Here is a 15,245-nt window from a genome sequence, read left to right as displayed (position 1 = left end):
CGCCAGGCGAAGGCCCAGCCGATCTTCAAGCCGGCGAGAATCGACGCAAGGCGGCCGGAATCAGGATGAACAGCACCAGGCGCAGGCCCTTGAGGCCGTAATTGCGCCCGGCCATGGCGCAGGGTTTCGGAAACGCCGAGAAACCCGGCGTAGGTGTTCAAGGCCAAGGCCCAGAGCACCGAATGCACCAGCACAAAGATCAGGCTGTTCTGCCCCAGGGCCAAACCACAGCAGCGCCAAGGGCAGCAGGGGCAAATGGGCCGGCAACGGGTTGAACATCGAGGTCAGGGTGCTCAGCAGGTCACGGCCAAACTGGGTCGAGACCGCCAGGGTGGTCAGGGCAAAGGCCAGCACAATGCCGATCAGGTAGCCCTTGAGCAGCACCACCAGGGAAATGCCCACCTTGCCCAGCAGTTCACCGCTGAGCAGGCCGTCGGACAGGGCGCTGGCGGTCTGCAGGAAGCTGGGCAGCAGCAGATCGTTGTTCTGGTAGCGGGCCACGGCTTCCCAGAGCAGCGCCAGCAGCACCAGGATCAGGCTTTTGCGCAGCCAGCCCTGTTGCCAGAGGCGCTGGGCCAGGGGCAGCTCGCGTTCCAGGGGGACTTGCAGCAACGGCTCGAGGACAACTTCGTATTCCTCGCGCACGGGGGATGAATGGCTCATCGGGCGTTCCTCGTTCAACGGTGGCCTGACGGCTCAATAGGCGATACGGATATCGGCGAAATCCAGCTCGGTGTCGGTTTCCGGCGACTGGCCTTCATCGAACAACAACCGGTGAATACGCCGTGCGGTCTGCTGGAACGCCACGCCACCGAGGCTTTGCAGGTCGTATTGATGGCTGTGGACTTCTGCCCGCACGCGCCCCGGATGAGGCGACAGCAAGAGGATGCGGTTGCCCACCACCAGCGCCTCTTCAATGGAGTGGGTGACGAACAGCAAGGTGAAGCGCACCTCTTCCCAAAGCAGCAGCAACTCTTCCTGCATCTTGCGCCGGGTCAGGGCGTCGAGGGCGGCGAAGGGCTCGTCCATCAGCAGGATTTTCGGTTGCATGGCCAGGGCCCGGGCAATCGCCACCCGTGCCTTCATGCCGCCGGACAAGGTGTGCGGGTAGGCATCGGCAAAGGCCGCCAGGCCCACTTTATCGAGGTAATGCAGGGCACGCTCTTCGGCCTCGCGGCGACCGAGGGTCTTGGACGCCAGCAGGGGGAACATCACGTTCTGCTTCACGGTTTTCCAGGGCGGCAGTTGGTCGAACTCCTGGAATACCACGATGCGATCCGGCCCTGGCTGGTGCACCGCCTGCCCTTGCAGGCGGATCTGGCCCTCGCAGGGTTGGATAAACCCGGCCACCGCCTTGAGCAGGGTGGACTTGCCGCAGCCCGAAGGGCCGAGCAGGACAAAACGATCGCCGGGGTCGATCTCGAAACTCACCTGGTGGGTGGCCCGCACCACGCGCTGCGGGGTGCGGTATTCCAGGCTGACGTTATCCACCGCCAGCAACGGCTGGGCGGTGGCGGTGAGGTTGCTGACCGTGTGGCCTGGCAAGGGGGCATTCATCGCACTCAGCTCCCTTGCAGCGGCTTGGCGTCCTGGAAGAAGTAGTCCTTCCACGACTCCGGCTTGTTCTTGATGGCGCCGACGCGGTACAGGAACTCCGCCAGCGGGTAGGTGTTTTTCGGCGTCACGCTGAATTCGAACTGCGGGTTGTCGATGATTTTCAGCAACGCGGCGCGGTCGATCTTGGCCTTGGTCACACGGATGTAAGTGTCGGCGGCCGCGCCTTTGTCGTTCTGGGCGAACTCGGCGGCTTCGGCCAGGGCTTCAACGAAGGCCTTGTAGGTTTTCGGGTTGTCGTTGCGGAATTTCTCGGTGGCGAACAGCACCGTCGGCGAGTTCGGGCCCAGCAGGTCGTAAGTATTCAGCACCACGTGCACGTTGGGGTTCTCCAGGGCCTGGTCCTGGAACGGTGGGTTGGAGAAGTGCCCGGTCAACTCGGTGCCGCCGGCAATCAGCGCGGCAGTGGCGTCCGGGTGAGGAACGGCGATGGTGTACTTATCCAGGCGATTGAATTCCTTGTCGCCCCATTGCTTGGCCGCGGCGTATTGCAGGAAGCGCGACTGCACCGAGACGCCCACCGCCGGCACCGCGATGCGGTCCTTCTCGGTGAAGTCGGCGATGGTCTTGACCTTGGGATTGTTGCTCACCAGGTAGTAAGGGAAGTTACCCAGGGACGCCACGGCCTTGACGTTCTGCCGGCCATGGGTACGGTCCCAGATGGTCAACAGCGGACCGACGCCGGCCCCGGCGATGTCGATGGAGCCGGAGAGCAACGCGTCGTTCACTGCCGCGCCGCCGGACAGCTGGGTCCAGTCGACCTTGATGTCGATGCCCTCTTCCTTGCCGTGCTTTTCAATCAGGTTCTGGTCGCGCACCACGTTGAGCAGTAAATAGACGATGCCGAACTGTTCGGCGATGCGAATTTCGCCTTCGGCGTGGGCCGCCGTCGGGGCCACCAGGCTGCCGGCCAGCAGGCTGAAACCCAGGCCGATGGCCGTGGCCAGTTTGCCGAGGCGAGGGATGAAGGGAATGGATAAGGACATGGTGATTCTCCTGCCGTGCCTGGCTGATCAGTAAGGGGCGTCGCCCTGGATGGTGGTGCGATACAGCTTGCGGCGCAGATGGCTCGGGCAACCGGCGGCCAGGTGGATCAGCGAGCGGTTGTCCCAGAACACCAGGTCGTGGGGCTGCCATTGATGGCGGTAGATGTTTTCCGGCAGCACGCTGTGGGCGTACAACTCGCCCAGCAACTGGGCGCTTTCGTCTTCCGGCAGGCCGACGATGCGGGTGGTGAAACCTTCGCTGACAAACAGCGCCTTGCGGCCGTTTTCCGGGTGGGTGCGCACGATGGGGTGCACCACCTCGGCAACCTGGGCCAGTTGTTCCGGCGTCAGGGTCGGGCGCCAATTGCCCTCGAACTTGGTCTCGCTGTAGCGGGCCGTGTAGGAGTGGGCGGCGCTGCGGCCTTCGACCGCCTTGCGCAGGGCCTCAGGCAGGTTGTCCCAGGCTTTGTGCATGTCGGCGAACAAGGTGTCGCCGCCTTCAGCCGGCAACTCCTGGGCGTGCAGCATCGAGCCCAGGCTGGGCAGCTCCTTGTAGGACAGGTCCGAGTGCCAGAACTTGCCAGCGTCACCGAGGCCGATGGATTGGCCGTTCTCGATGATGTTGGAAACGATGAGGATTTCCGGGTGCCCGGCCAACAGGAACTGCTTGAGCACATGGATCTGCAGCACGCCAAAACGGCGGCTGAAGGCGATCTGCTGTTCGGGGCTGATGCGCTGGTCGCGGAAGACCACCACGTGATAGTCCAGGTGCGCACGATGGATGCGCGCAAAGTCCTGGTCGTTGACCGGCCGGGACAAGTCCAGGCCGATGATTTCGGCCCCGACGGCGCCCGTGAACGGGCGAATTTCGAAAGGTTGTGCGGCGATAGGCGCAGCACTTACAGGCGCAGATACGACAGACATGACTCACTCCCACGCAGAGCACGCCCACTGGCGCGTGCGTCGATCAGAAACTCACGGAGGCCCCGTGTTGGTTCATTTCGTGCGGCGCGCCGATGGGTCGGCAGGTACGCAGGGAATCGACTTTATAGGCATAAGAACTGAAATTTAAATACCGTTAGTGAATAAAGATATGGCAATTGCAACACCGGCTCCGGCTCGCATCGCCACGGTGACCTATGCTGCTGACAGCCTGCCGTCGGGCCACATTCGTGAGGGATTCACTATGTTCTACGTGCAACGCGACGCCCAGGGTCAGTTGGTTCGCGTGGAGGCGGCGGCGTATGCCGGTGCCAGCGAAGTGCTGCCGCCCGATCATCCCGAGGTCCAGGCCTGGTACGCCGGCCAGGCGCTGGAAGTGCGCTTGAAGCAACTCAGGCAGAGCGACCTGGAGATGATCCGGGTGCTCGACGACCTGATTCAGGTACTGACCAGCAAAGGCGTGATCCGGGTCACCGACCTGCCGCCGGCGGCCCAGGCCAAATTGATGGACCGCAGCCACGCCCGGGAAGCGCTCGGGGGGCTGGATCAGTTGATCGACGAGGACGAGAGCGGGCTGATCTAGCCCTGCCCCTGCTCACCGTTGCCAGGGGGCCGGGTCACCCAGCAGTTGCCCCTGCACGCCAAACAGGCCCATCTCGCAGATCACCTGCAACTCCCCTTCGGTCTCTACCCGCTCGGCGATCAAGGGCAGGTCGATGCTGTGGGCCGCACGCTGGATGGCTTCGATAAACAGGCGTTTATCGCTCTCTTGATCGATGGCGCGAATGTAGCTGCCGTCGATTTTCAGGTACGCCAAGCCCAGGTGCGACAGGTTGCCGATCATGCTGAACCGGCCACCGAAGCGCTGCAGGCTGAGGGAGAAACCCAGCTCCCGCAGACGTCGGGTCAGTTGCTCCAGCGGCCCCTGCTCGGGCAATTGCTCTTCGCCGATCTCCAGGGTCAGGCGCGGCCCCAGCGGTGCGTGCTGGCGCAGGGTTTCCAGGACCTGGCTCAAGGCCTGGGGATCGTCCAGGGTCGCGGCCGACAGGTTCAGGGCCAGGCATTCCTGATGACCTGCCATCTGCCGCAGCACTTTGTGCAACATCAGCCGGTCCAGGCGCGCGGTCCAGCCGAAGCGATCCAGCCAGGGCAGAAAGCGTCCGGCGGGAATGCTCTGGCCCTGCTCGTCCAAGAGTCGCGACAGCACTTTGTAATGCAGCACCAGGGACCTGTCCCGAGCCGCCACCACGGGCTGGAAGTACAGCTCGAAACGCCCCTGGGCGAGGGCGCTGTCCAGCAGGCTGTGCCAGGCATGGTGATCGTCCCCCAGGCGCAACGAGCTGTGTTCCAGGCAGGCCCAACTGACGTCGCCCTGGGCTTCGGCCTGGGCCAACGCCTGGTCGCCCAGGGCCAGCAGCGTCTGGGGCGAGTCGCCGTGGACAAAGGGCGCCAGGCCAATGGCGGTGACGGGTTGAACATCGCTGGCGCCCGTGGCGTACAGACTGCGCAAGGCTGCAGCCAGGTGCTGGGCCAGGTGCTGGGCTTCGTCGTGCACCAGCCCCGGCGCCAGCACCGCAAACTCACCGCCGCGGATCCGGCTTGCCAGGTTCTGGGTTTCTGGGTGCAGCCGGCACTCGCGCACCAGCAACTCGCCCACGGCCTGCAACAGCTGGTCGGTCTGCTGCCCGCCGAGGCGCTGGTTGAGGCCGGCCAGGTCGTTGACCCGTAACAGCAGCAAGTAACCGGAACTGGCGCGTTCGGAGTGTTGCAGGCGGTCCTGCAACTGCACGTCGAAATAACGCCGGTTGCCCAACCCGGTCAGGCTGTCCTGATAGGACTCGACCCGCAGCTTCTCGCTGCGCTCGGCCTGCTCCTGGAACAGCGCCTTGAGCTTCTCGACCATTTGGTTCATGGCCTGCACCACCCGCCGCAGCTCCGGGGTGCGGGGCAGGTCCGGCAGGCTGAGAAACTCGCGCCGGGCGATGGCGTGGGACTGCTCCACCATGTAGTCCAGGGGCTTGAGCTGACGCCGCAGGAGCAACGCCCCCAGCACCGCACTGACCGCACCACAGATCAGCAGCCAGCCGAGGCTGCCCAGGGCGCTTTGCCAGAGCTTGGCCACCGCGAACATCGGGTGGCTGAGCACTTCCACCCGGGCCGCCTGCTCCCAGCCGCGGCTGACGATGGCATCGCCCCCCGCCGGCTCCAGCCCGATCAGCGCGACAAACCAGCGCGGCACGTTGCTGACCTCGGGCACGCCGCTGCGCTCGACCAGGGTCTTGCCGGTCGCCAAGTCCACCACGCGGATGCTGGCGTAGTAACCACTGTCGAAAATCGAACTGACCATCAGCTCGACCATCGCCGGGTCGTCGATGTTCGGCGTCAGCGACAGGGCCAGCGCCGTGGCCGCGTCCTGGGCATGGGAGCGCAGCTGGTTGACGTACTGGGCCCGCGAGCTTTCCAGGCTGACCATGAAGCTGCCGCTGAAAGCGACCACCAGGAACACGCAGATTGCGATCAACAGTTGTTTGAACAAAGACATCTGGGTTCGTGCTCCTAGTGAGTGATCTCGACCGGGAAACCTTCGGCCTGCATTTTCTTCAAGAGGTCCTGCCAGCGAGACAGGCGCTTGGTGTCACCCACCCGCTGATTGCCCTTGGCGCCGGGCAGCCACAGCCCCTCGGCATTGAAGGCGTAGACCGGCAACAGGTCAGTGCGCTGGCTGGCCGGCTGAATATTGTCGACCAGGCTGTCGAGCACCAGGGGCATGGCCTCGGGGCTCGAGTAGTAGGTCAGGACCATGTGCGCGCGGTTCTGGCGCAGGGCCTTGACGTAGGTAATCCGTAGCTTGTCGCTGGCCACCCCGAGATAGCGCAGGCTGAAATACTTGGCGATCGCGTAGTCCTCACAATCACCGGCGCCCTTCCACAAGGCCTCGACCGGCGTGGCCCAGTAATCCACCTGGTGCCAGAGGTCGATGTCTTCCTGGTAGCTCAGGTTTTTATTGAAGAACCGGTTGACCACTTGGAGCTGCTCCCCCTCGCCGACCTGCTGTTGCGTGGCCAGCAATTGCTGCCAGGCATCAATCCGCTTCTGTCCTTCCCCCAGCGGCCCGTACAATGCGCCCGCGCGCTGACTGATCCGGGAGAAATCCCAATCGGCATGCAGCCCCCCCAGCAAGACCCCGGCCAGCAACAACGCTGAAAAGGCCCGGCGCAGGGTTCGAAAAAGAGCCAGACGTGCCGCCAATGGAATGCGTCCGTGGGGTCGTTGGGAACGGCATGGAGGGGGACGCCCGGCACGGCCATCGAGGCTTGGCCGCCGGCACCCGCCCGTAAAGGGAAGCGCTACGCTAAACGATATCAGAGGATAGCTTTCACGCTCGGCCGGTAACGGCACGGGCGGCTGCAAGGGATGAAATGCGGCACTTGATTGCCACAGATCCGCCGTGAGCCGAGTCTTTTGACAAGCCTGGCGGCACTCTCTAGTGTGCATTGGATCCAATTTCCTGAGCAGAGCAGCGCCAGCGTGAAGAAAAAAGCGGCCCCTTTGAGCAAAATTGTTGTCGACGGGCCCATTCCAGCCCATCTGGCCCGTGCCGTGATCGAGGAAACCCTGCGCGCAGCGATCCTCGACGGTCGTCTTCCCAGCGGTATCGCCTTGCGCCAGCAAGACTTGGCCGATCTGTTTGGCGTCAGCCGCATGCCGGTGCGCGAGGCCTTGCGCCAGCTCGAAGCCCAGGCCCTGGTGCACGTCGAGACCAACAAGGGCGCGGTGGTGGCGCCCCTGATCGACTTCGATGCCATCGACACCTACGCCTTGCGCATGCTGTTGGAGCGCGAAGCCCTGCGCCTGTCGATCCCCCATCTGGATGAGCACGATATCGCGCAGGCGCTGGGCTATATCGAAAGCCTGGAACAGGACAACAACCACGCCGAAATGGGCCGCCTCAACCGCCTGTTCCACATGACGCTCTACGGCAAGGCGCCCAACCGCAAGCTGCTGAACCTGATCGAACTGGAGCTGAACCAGGAAGAACGTTTCCTGCGTTTTCACTTGTCTGCCATGGGCCTGGGCAAACTCACCCAGGACGACCACCGCGAACTGCTGGCCGCCGTCGCCGCCAAGGACGTCGAAGGCGCAGTCAGCGTGCTTGAACGGCACCTGCAAAGTGGTGCCACGGCCATCGGCAATTACCTGCGACAGCCACCCCCGGCATGACGCTCGGCAGCCTGGGGGCCCTGAGCCCTGCGGGCCAATGTCTCCCAGGCTTGAGGAAGCACTGTGCACCCTGACGATGCGAAATGGACCCTGGTGATCAACTCCGGCCAGCCCAAGGGAATCCGCCTGATCTGCTTCCCCCAGGCCGGCGCGGCGCCGGAGCAGATGCGCAGTTGGGCCGCCGGCCTGGATGACCATATCGAGCTGGTGGTGGTCCGGCTGCCGGGCCACGGACCACGCCGCCACGAAGCCCCCTACCCGGACTGGCCGAGCTTGCTGGGCCCGACCTGCGCCGCCCTGCAGCCGCTGCTCAGCCAGCCCCACGCGCTGTTCGGCCATGGGCTGGGCGCGCTGCTGGCCTATGAAGCCGCCAAGTACGCCCAGCAGCACTGCCCTGGGCAAACCCGGCACCTGTTTGTCTCCGGCTGCCGCAGCCCCGACAGCCTGCCGCGCCACCCGTTGCTGCACACCTTGCCCATCGAGGCGTTTCGCGAGGCGATGCTGACCCTGGGGGCCACGCCGTTTGGAGTGCTCAAGGACGCCGACGATGTGCAGCAGTACGAAACCCTGCTGCGCAACGGCCTGAAACTGTTCGAAACCTGGTACGACACCTCCAGCGATAGCCTGCAAGTGCCGCTGACCGCCTTTTATGGCAATGAAGACCCCGTCGCCGAGGCCAGCCATATGTTGAATTGGTCCGAGTTCACCCAGCGTGAGTTCGAGCTGGTGGAAGTGGCCGGCAACCATTTCTTTATCAAGTCCCAGCGCCAGCGCCTGCTGCAACTGATCAACACCCACCTGGGCTTGCTGGGCGAACCCGGCCGGCGCCTGGACACCTCCACTCGCCTCGGCACCCACGGGCGCTAGGCACGGCCCGGGCGGTTTATGCCGACCATGAAAAACCCGCTCTGCCGGATGGCCAGAGCGGGTTCTCGGGGGGGCCGGGCGCCGGCTTGGCGATCAGATCTTGAAGCTGTCCACCAGTTGCTTCAGGCGGCTGGCCTGCAGCGACAGGGCATCGCAATCCTTCAGGGTTTCATTGAGGTTGGCCACGCCCTGCTGGTTCAGCAGGTTGATCTGGTTGATGTCGACGTTGAGGGTCTCCACCACGGCGGTCTGCTCTTCAGTGGCCGCGGCCACCGACTGGTTCATGCCGTCGATTTCGGTGATGCGCTGGGTCACGCTGACCAGCCGCGCACCGGCCTGGTTGGCCACCTCGACGCTCTCTTCGCTGGACACCTGGCTGGCGTTCATCGTCGACACCGCCTCGCGGGAGCCGACCTGCAGCGAGGTGATCATCTTGTGGATTTCCTCCGCCGATTCCTGGGTCCGGTGCGCCAGGTTGCGCACCTCGTCGGCCACCACGGCAAAGCCGCGACCGGCTTCCCCGGCACGGGCCGCTTCGATGGCCGCGTTGAGCGCCAACAGGTTGGTCTGCTGGGAGATGCCTTTGATCACATCGAGGATGTGCCCGATGTTGTCGGTGCTGGCATTGAGGGTTTCGATCTGGGTGCAGGACAGGCTGATTTTCTGCGACAGCTCGGTCATGGCCTGGATGGTCTGCTCGACCACTTGGCGACCGTCGTCGGCCTGCTCGCTGGCGCCGCTGGCGTGTTGCGAAGCGTCTGCGGCGTTGCGGGCGATCTCCTGGGTAGCCGCCCCCAGCTCGTTGATCGCCGCGGCCACGCTGTTGGTCCGCGCGCTCTGCTCATCGGAGCCGATGATCGAGGCGTTGGACGAAGCCATGACGCGCTGAGACAAGTCATGCACTTGGCGGGTGGCCGAGGACACTTCGGAAATCGACGCGTGGATACGCTCCACAAACTGGTTGAAGGAGCTGCCCAGTTCGCCGAACTCGTCATTGCTGGCCACGGTCAGGCGGCGAGTCAAATCGCCCTCGCCCTGAGCGATGTCCTGCATGGCGCGGCCCATGGTGGTCAACGGACGCATCAGCACCTGGATCAACAGGCTCAGCAGCACGGCAATCGCAGCCACGGCGATAAACATGGCGATCAGCGCCGAGGTACGGAACTGGCTCAGGGGGGCGTAGGCTTTGTCCCGGTCGATGGACAGGCCGATGTACCACTGGGCATTCGGCAGGCCGTTGACTGGGGTGAAGGAGAGGATGCGCTGCTGCTTGTTCAGCAGGACTTCCTGGATGCCCTTCTCGATGCGTACGGGAGTGCCCGGGTAGATGTCCTTGAGGTTCTGCATCACCTGGTCTTTATCCGGGCTGACGATCACCTGACCGTCGGCACTCACCAGGAACGCATGGCCGATCCCGCCGAAGTCCACCGAGTTGATGATTTTCACCAGGGTGTCGAGGCTCAAGTCACCGCCCACCACGCCCAACAGCGCACCCTGTTTTTTCACCGGGATGGCGATGGTCACCACCAGGCCGCCAACAGCCGCCGAGTAAGGCGGGGTCAACATGGTCTGGTCGGCACTGACGGCCTGCTTGTACCAGGGACGCTGACGCGGGTCGTAGCCGTCGGGCATCTTGGCGTCAGGGCGCTGAGTGAAGGTGCCGTTGACCTGACCAACGTAGGTGAACTGGAAGTTCGAGGTCAGCGCCGGCTGATCCACCAGCCCGGGGAGGTCGGCATTGGCGCCCTGGTGGGCGACGTTTTGCGCCAGGTTCTCCAGGACCAGGATCCGCCCACTCATCCAGTTCTGCACACTGCTGGAGGTCAGATCACCGGCCTGCTGAATCGAGGACTCGAGGTTCTGCCGGATGGTGTTCCGCTGCAGGTAGTCGTTGTACAAAGTGAACAACGCAAAAGCCAGAACCACTACGCCTGAGGCGGCCAAAAGGATTTTATGGCTGAACTTAAGATTCATTTAATGGGACTTCTTATGCCGAAGGTGGGGATGCGTTTGGGGTGTCAGGTTCAGTTAACCAGGGTCCAGAAAAGCAGCCTCGTGAGCCGCTCCACTTTGGTGCACGCATGTCTCGTCAGGCTGTCGGCAAAAAGTCGTCAAGCCTTAGGGCTTTATCCGAACTAAATCACCAAACCGACAAAAAACCGCCGAACGGTGCAGCGCAGCCCCCGGGCATGCCTTTTTGATGACGGCGCGTTGGGCGATGGTTGCAAAATCGGCAACCCCTGAAAGACAATGCGATTAATTATCATTTGTGACCGCCCAGGCAACCGCGCTCATGCCCTCCCCCGAGTTCGCCGTACAGACCCTCTACAGCCACCATCACGGCTGGCTCAACCAATGGTTGCGCTACCGCCTGGGCAACGCCGCGGATGCCGCGGACCTGGCCCAGGACACCTTTGTGCGCCTGCTGCAACGCACCGAGCGCCTGGAGTTGAAGGCGCCTCGGGCGTTTTTGCGCACCATCGCCCGGGGCCTGGTGATCGATCACTGGCGCCGCGAGGAAATCGAGCGCGCCTACCTGGAGACCATTGCCCACTTGCCGGAAGCCGAGGTGCCCAGCGCCGAAGCCCGGGCCTTGGTCATGGAGTTGCTGGAACGCATCGCGCGCCTGCTGGAAGGGCTCAAGCCCAAGGTGCGCAAGGCCTTTCTCCTGGCCCAATGCGACGGCCTGAGCCACAAACAGATTGCCGAGCAGATGGGCATCTCCTTGCGTTCCGTGGAGCGCTACGTGGCCCAGGCCCTCTATCACTGCTACCTGCTGCGTTATGAGGGTTGATGCGTGGATAACCTCTCGCCTCGGCTGCACTTGAACAGCAACCCCGATCACCTGGTGGTCAAGCAGGCCATCAATTGGCTGCTGCGCCTGCGCAACAACGCCGGCAACCGCAAATTGCAGCAGCAATGCGAAGTCTGGCGTGCCGCCCATCAGGAGCATGAGCTGGCCTGGCAGCGGGTGCAGTCGTTGCAAGAAGAACTCAGCGCCAACCTGCGCGCGGTGCCCGGCGCCCAAGTGGCGCTGCATACCCTGGAGAGCAGCAGCCAGCGCCTGGACCGACGCCAGGCGTTGAAACTGCTCAGTGGCGTATTGCTGATGGGCTCTGCGGCCTGGGTCGGCCGGGACCTGACCGGCTGGGCGCAGTGGAACGCCGACTTCGCCACGGCCACCGGCGAACGCCGCGGTTACCAACTGCCCGACGGCACGCGCCTGGAGCTCAACACCGACAGCGCGGCAGACCTGGACTTCACCGCGCAACAGCGCCTGATCACCCTGCGCCGGGGGGAAATCATGCTGGCGTGCGGCAGCGATCCACAAACCGTCACCGCCCGGCCATTGCTGGTGCAGAGCCGGCATGGTCTGTTCGAAGGGTTCGACGCGCGTTTTGTACTGCGTCAGGACCGCGACTGCACGCGCTTGAGCGTAACCGCCGGCAGCGTGGCCATTCATTCGCCCCATGGCGCCGACGGCGTGGCAGCCCGGGTGCAGGCGGGCGAGAGCTATCGGGTCAGTTTGACCGAGGCGCGGCCGGTACCGCCGCAAGACATGGACGTCGGGGCCTGGGCTGACGGCCTGATCGTCACACGCAACATGCGCCTGCAAGACTTTCTCCAAGAGGTGGGGCGCTATCGCCATGGTTACCTGGCCTGTGCCAAGGACATCAGCGATTTGCGCCTGTCCGGGGTGTTCCGCCTGGAGGACACCGACAAGCTGCTGGCGATCCTGCCGCAAACCCTGCCGGTGCAACTGCGCTATCGCACCCGCTGGTGGGTGACCCTGGAGCGCGTGGTCTGATAGTGAATTTTTTTGGCGGGTTTTATCCGTGAGTCCGGCTAGGTCAGTAAGCACCTCCTTCTGCCCGCGACGACTGTAACGGAACCGACCATGACTGCACCCACGCTGCACACCCCGCACACCTTGCGCCAAGCCATTCAGGCCGCGCTGTTTTGCTCGACACTCGGCTTGACCGCCGTGGCCCCTCTGGCCCAGGCGGCGGACCCCAGCCTCAACACCGAGAGCCACAGCTACAACATCGCCCCTGGCCCCCTCAGCGAGGTGCTCAACCAGTTTGCCCGGCAGGCGGGAATTACCCTCTCCAGCACCCCGCAACAGACCAACGACCGGCCGTCGTCCGGCTTGCAGGGCCGCTATTCGACGGAGCAAGGGCTGCGCCAGTTGCTCAACGGATCGGGCCTGGAGGCGGTCAGCCAGGACGGTAACGGCTACATCCTGCGGGCACTGCCCGAAGAGGCCGCACTGGCGCTGCCGGCCACCGACATCAAGGGGTTTGCCCTGGGCAACGCCTTGGGCAGCATGGAAGGCTACAACGCCACCCACAGCCAGATTGCGACCAAGACCAGCACCGCCTTGCTGGAGACTTCGCAAAGCGTTTCGGTGGTCACCCGCGAACAGATGGACGACCAGGGCTCGCAGACTGTGTCCCAGGCCATGCGCTACACCCCGGGCGTGCTGACCAACCCCTATGGCGCTACCCACCGTTATGACTATGTGGCGATGCGCGGTTTCAACGACGGCTCGGTGGACAATATCTACCTGGATGGCCTGAAATCCATGGGCGACAGCGGCACCTACAGCACCATGCAAGTCGACCCGTATTTTCTTGAGCGGGTGGATATTCTCAAGGGGCCGTCCTCGGTGCTTTATGGGCGCAGTTCGCCGGGCGGGTTGGTAGCGTTGACCAGCAAGAAGCCGCTCTACCAGCCGTTTCATCAGGTCCAGGCCACCGTTGGGACCCAGGGCCAACGCGGCATGGGCTTCGACTTTAGCGGCCCGCTGGATGATAACCAACGCATTGCCTATCGCCTGACAGGGCTTACTGATCGTTCGGACACCCAGTTCGATCACGTCGAGGAAAAACGCTACGCCCTGGCCCCAAGCCTGAGCATCGACTTCAGCGATGACACCTCGCTGACGCTGCAGGCCTATCTGCAACACGACCCCGAGGGCGGTTATCACGGCGGCATGCCGGCCGATGGCACCCTGCACCAGCGCAATGGGCAACGCATCTCCGAACACTTCTTCGAGGGTGAGCCGGGGATCGACGGTTATCAACGTGACCAGCAGTCCTTCGGTTATCAATTCGAGCATCGTTTCAATGATGTCTTCACCGCGCGGCAGAACTTCCGCTACCTCGACTCCAGGGTGAAGCTGGATCAGGTTTACGCCTATGGCTGGAACACAACCAACGGCAACGAGCTGAGGCGTTATTACTCGGGTGGTGACGAGAAACTGCACTCGTTTATCGTCGATAACATGCTGCAAGCGGAGTTCTTGACCGGCGCGACCAAGCACACCCTGCTGCTGGGCGCCGACTATCAACGGCGCAAGACCGTGGTGGACTGGCAAAGCGGGCAACTGGCACCGATCAATGCGTTCGATCCGCAATACGGCAACTCGGCGATCACCTACTTCAGCCCTACTAGCTATGTACGGCGCCAGGAACAGACGGGCGTGTATCTGCAGGACCTGATCGAGATGGATAAGTGGCGCTTCTCCCTCGGCCTGCGCCAGGACTGGGTGGAAACCTCCGATGAGAATCGCATCGCTGAAACCGATCGCCCACTGGGCACGGAAATCAGCGACCGTCGCACCAAGCTCACCAGCCGTGCGGGCGCGCTCTACCTGTTCGATAACGGCGTGGCGCCTTACATCAGCTATTCCGAGTCGTTCAATCCCAACTCTTACTCCGACAGCGCCGGCAACCCGCTGCCACCCACCGATGGCACGCAGTGGGAGGTCGGGGTGAAGTACCAACCACCGGGGACGGAGAACCTGTTTACCGCGTCGGTGTTCCGTATCGATCAGGAAAACCTGGCGTCGAAGCTGCCCCAGGAGAACTTCTATCGCGCGGTGGGCGCTGTCAGGTCCCAAGGCCTGGAGCTGGAAGCGCATATGCAGTTGAGCGATCAGCTCAAGGTTCTGGGCAGCTACACCTTCACCGATATTGAGTACTCGAAGTCGATGGTCAGCACCTTGAGCACCGCCACCCAGATCATCGAGAACCAAGGCAACTCACCCACCCAGGCGCCGCGTCATATGGCGTCGCTGTGGGCCGACTACACATTCGACAGCGCCGCACTCGACGGCCTGCGTCTGGGCGGCGGTGTGCGCTATGTGGGCTATAGCTGGGCCGATGCGGAGAACACGTTGAAGGTGCCAGCCTATACCTTGTTCGATGCCTCGATCGGCTATGACCTGGGCAAAGTCGGCCTGAAGGGCGTCGACGTGCGCCTTAATGCCAACAACCTGACCAATGAGTCCTACGTGGCTTCCTGCGCAAGCCTGAACTTCTGCTACCTGGGCGAAGAGCGCAACGTGGCGGCCACGGTCAGCTATCAGTTCTGATCCTTGTCGGTTCCCTCCAAAGCCAGCACCTGTCACCGGGTGCTGGCTTTGTCGTTTCTACAGGAAGGCTTTATGCGGGGGGAGTTGCCCGTACCTGCTGGGTGGATTCTGGGGGGAGTACCGAGCAGGGTGTGTTGACTGCGAGGTGGGTACTGACGGCTGCCTAGTACGTGGATCGCCGTCGAACTTTCTTTCGCGCAAAAACAAAACCCCAATTGCTTTCGCAATTGGGGTTT

At 63.3% G+C, this 15,245-nt stretch carries 12 protein-coding genes and 2 pseudogenes; 6 read left to right on the top strand and 8 right to left on the bottom strand.

The genetic code is table 11. The annotated features are described in order from the left end of the window. The 4 genes and pseudogenes from M1B34_RS33510 to M1B34_RS33495 form a co-directional block, all read right to left on the bottom strand. Positions 1 to 663, bottom strand: a pseudogene (locus tag M1B34_RS33510) (ABC transporter permease); the annotation flags it as partial. 33 nt (positions 664 to 696) lie between these two features. Then, positions 697 to 1,557 (bottom strand): ABC transporter ATP-binding protein, encoded by an 861-nt coding sequence (locus M1B34_RS33505; protein WP_123328832.1) that lies wholly within the window; start codon positions 1,555 to 1,557, stop codon positions 697 to 699. Between the two features lie 5 nt (positions 1,558 to 1,562). Beyond that, positions 1,563 to 2,600: an ABC transporter substrate-binding protein gene (locus M1B34_RS33500; RefSeq protein WP_279653553.1), complete on the bottom strand. Its 1,038-nt coding sequence runs from the start codon at positions 2,598 to 2,600 to the stop codon at positions 1,563 to 1,565. A 27-nt stretch (positions 2,601 to 2,627) separates the two neighbouring features. After that, a complete protein-coding gene (locus M1B34_RS33495) occupies positions 2,628 to 3,524 on the bottom strand; it encodes a TauD/TfdA dioxygenase family protein (RefSeq protein WP_268267414.1) in 897 nt (298 codons plus the stop codon). Positions 3,525 to 3,786: 262 nt separating this feature from the next. Here M1B34_RS33495 and M1B34_RS33490 point away from each other — a divergent pair, with 262 nt between their 5' ends. Continuing rightward, positions 3,787 to 4,125: a tryptophan synthase subunit beta gene (locus M1B34_RS33490; RefSeq protein WP_123328829.1), complete on the top strand. Its 339-nt coding sequence runs from the start codon at positions 3,787 to 3,789 to the stop codon at positions 4,123 to 4,125. 12 nt (positions 4,126 to 4,137) lie between these two features. Here the strand turns inward: M1B34_RS33490 and lapD are convergent, their stop codons facing one another. Then, positions 4,138 to 6,084, bottom strand: a complete 1,947-nt coding sequence (gene lapD, locus M1B34_RS33485; RefSeq protein WP_268267413.1) for a cyclic di-GMP receptor LapD — start codon at positions 6,082 to 6,084, stop codon at positions 4,138 to 4,140. A gap of 14 nt (positions 6,085 to 6,098) precedes the next feature. Beyond that, complete coding sequence (lapG, locus tag M1B34_RS33480) at positions 6,099 to 6,791, bottom strand: cysteine protease LapG (protein WP_123328827.1); 693 nt, start codon at positions 6,789 to 6,791, stop codon at positions 6,099 to 6,101. 279 nt (positions 6,792 to 7,070) lie between these two features. On the opposite strand from lapG, the gene M1B34_RS33475 reads away from it, so the two are divergent. Together M1B34_RS33475 and M1B34_RS33470 are read left to right on the top strand one after the other, a co-directional pair. Next, a complete protein-coding gene (locus M1B34_RS33475; RefSeq protein WP_268263155.1) occupies positions 7,071 to 7,763 on the top strand; it encodes a GntR family transcriptional regulator in 693 nt (230 codons plus the stop codon). Positions 7,764 to 7,826: 63 nt separating this feature from the next. Next, positions 7,827 to 8,630, top strand: coding sequence for a thioesterase II family protein (locus M1B34_RS33470; RefSeq protein ID WP_268267412.1), 804 nt, complete (start codon positions 7,827 to 7,829; stop codon positions 8,628 to 8,630). Between the two features lie 93 nt (positions 8,631 to 8,723). Here M1B34_RS33470 and M1B34_RS34280 read toward each other — a convergent pair whose 3' ends face one another. Together M1B34_RS34280 and M1B34_RS34275 are read right to left on the bottom strand one after the other, a co-directional pair. Beyond that, a complete protein-coding gene (locus M1B34_RS34280; protein WP_425273439.1) occupies positions 8,724 to 9,509 on the bottom strand; it encodes a methyl-accepting chemotaxis protein in 786 nt (261 codons plus the stop codon). 69 nt (positions 9,510 to 9,578) lie between these two features. After that, positions 9,579 to 10,604: pseudogene (locus M1B34_RS34275) on the bottom strand (HAMP domain-containing protein); the annotation flags it as partial. 319 nt (positions 10,605 to 10,923) lie between these two features. On the opposite strand from M1B34_RS34275, the gene M1B34_RS33460 reads away from it, so the two are divergent. The 3 genes from M1B34_RS33460 (at position 10,924) to M1B34_RS33450 (ending at position 15,009) form a co-directional block, all read left to right on the top strand. Next, entirely contained in the window at positions 10,924 to 11,424 is a 501-nt protein-coding gene (locus tag M1B34_RS33460) for a sigma-70 family RNA polymerase sigma factor (protein WP_123328824.1), read from the top strand. A 3-nt stretch (positions 11,425 to 11,427) separates the two neighbouring features. Beyond that, on the top strand, positions 11,428 to 12,438 hold the full coding sequence (locus M1B34_RS33455; RefSeq protein WP_268267411.1) for a FecR domain-containing protein: 1,011 nt from the start codon (positions 11,428 to 11,430) through the stop codon (positions 12,436 to 12,438). A gap of 90 nt (positions 12,439 to 12,528) precedes the next feature. Beyond that, on the top strand, positions 12,529 to 15,009 hold the full coding sequence (locus M1B34_RS33450) for a TonB-dependent siderophore receptor (protein ID WP_268267410.1): 2,481 nt from the start codon (positions 12,529 to 12,531) through the stop codon (positions 15,007 to 15,009). The last annotated feature ends 236 nt before the right edge of the window (positions 15,010 to 15,245 follow it).

The sequence above is a fragment of the Pseudomonas morbosilactucae genome (assembly GCF_023241715.1).
In the GTDB taxonomy this organism is placed as follows: Bacteria; Pseudomonadota; Gammaproteobacteria; order Pseudomonadales; family Pseudomonadaceae; genus Aquipseudomonas; species Aquipseudomonas morbosilactucae.
This window is presented reverse-complemented; position numbering and strand designations above follow the sequence as displayed.

What these genes read in the sequence shown, in the direction of transcription:
- M1B34_RS33495 (WP_268267414.1), bottom strand. Translation starts at nt 3,524, where the DNA reads ATGTCTGTCGTATCTGCGCCTGTAAGTGCTGCGCCTATCGCCGCACAA.
- lapD (WP_268267413.1), bottom strand. Translation starts at nt 6,084, where the DNA reads ATGTCTTTGTTCAAACAACTGTTGATCGCAATCTGCGTGTTCCTGGTG.
- M1B34_RS33490 (WP_123328829.1), top strand. Translation starts at nt 3,787, where the DNA reads ATGTTCTACGTGCAACGCGACGCCCAGGGTCAGTTGGTTCGCGTGGAG.
- M1B34_RS33505 (WP_123328832.1), bottom strand. Translation starts at nt 1,557, where the DNA reads ATGAATGCCCCCTTGCCAGGCCACACGGTCAGCAACCTCACCGCCACC.
- M1B34_RS33460 (WP_123328824.1), top strand. Translation starts at nt 10,924, where the DNA reads ATGCCCTCCCCCGAGTTCGCCGTACAGACCCTCTACAGCCACCATCAC.
- M1B34_RS34280 (WP_425273439.1), bottom strand. Translation starts at nt 9,509, where the DNA reads ATGGCTTCGTCCAACGCCTCGATCATCGGCTCCGATGAGCAGAGCGCG.
- M1B34_RS33500 (WP_279653553.1), bottom strand. Translation starts at nt 2,600, where the DNA reads ATGTCCTTATCCATTCCCTTCATCCCTCGCCTCGGCAAACTGGCCACG.
- M1B34_RS33450 (WP_268267410.1), top strand. Translation starts at nt 12,529, where the DNA reads ATGACTGCACCCACGCTGCACACCCCGCACACCTTGCGCCAAGCCATT.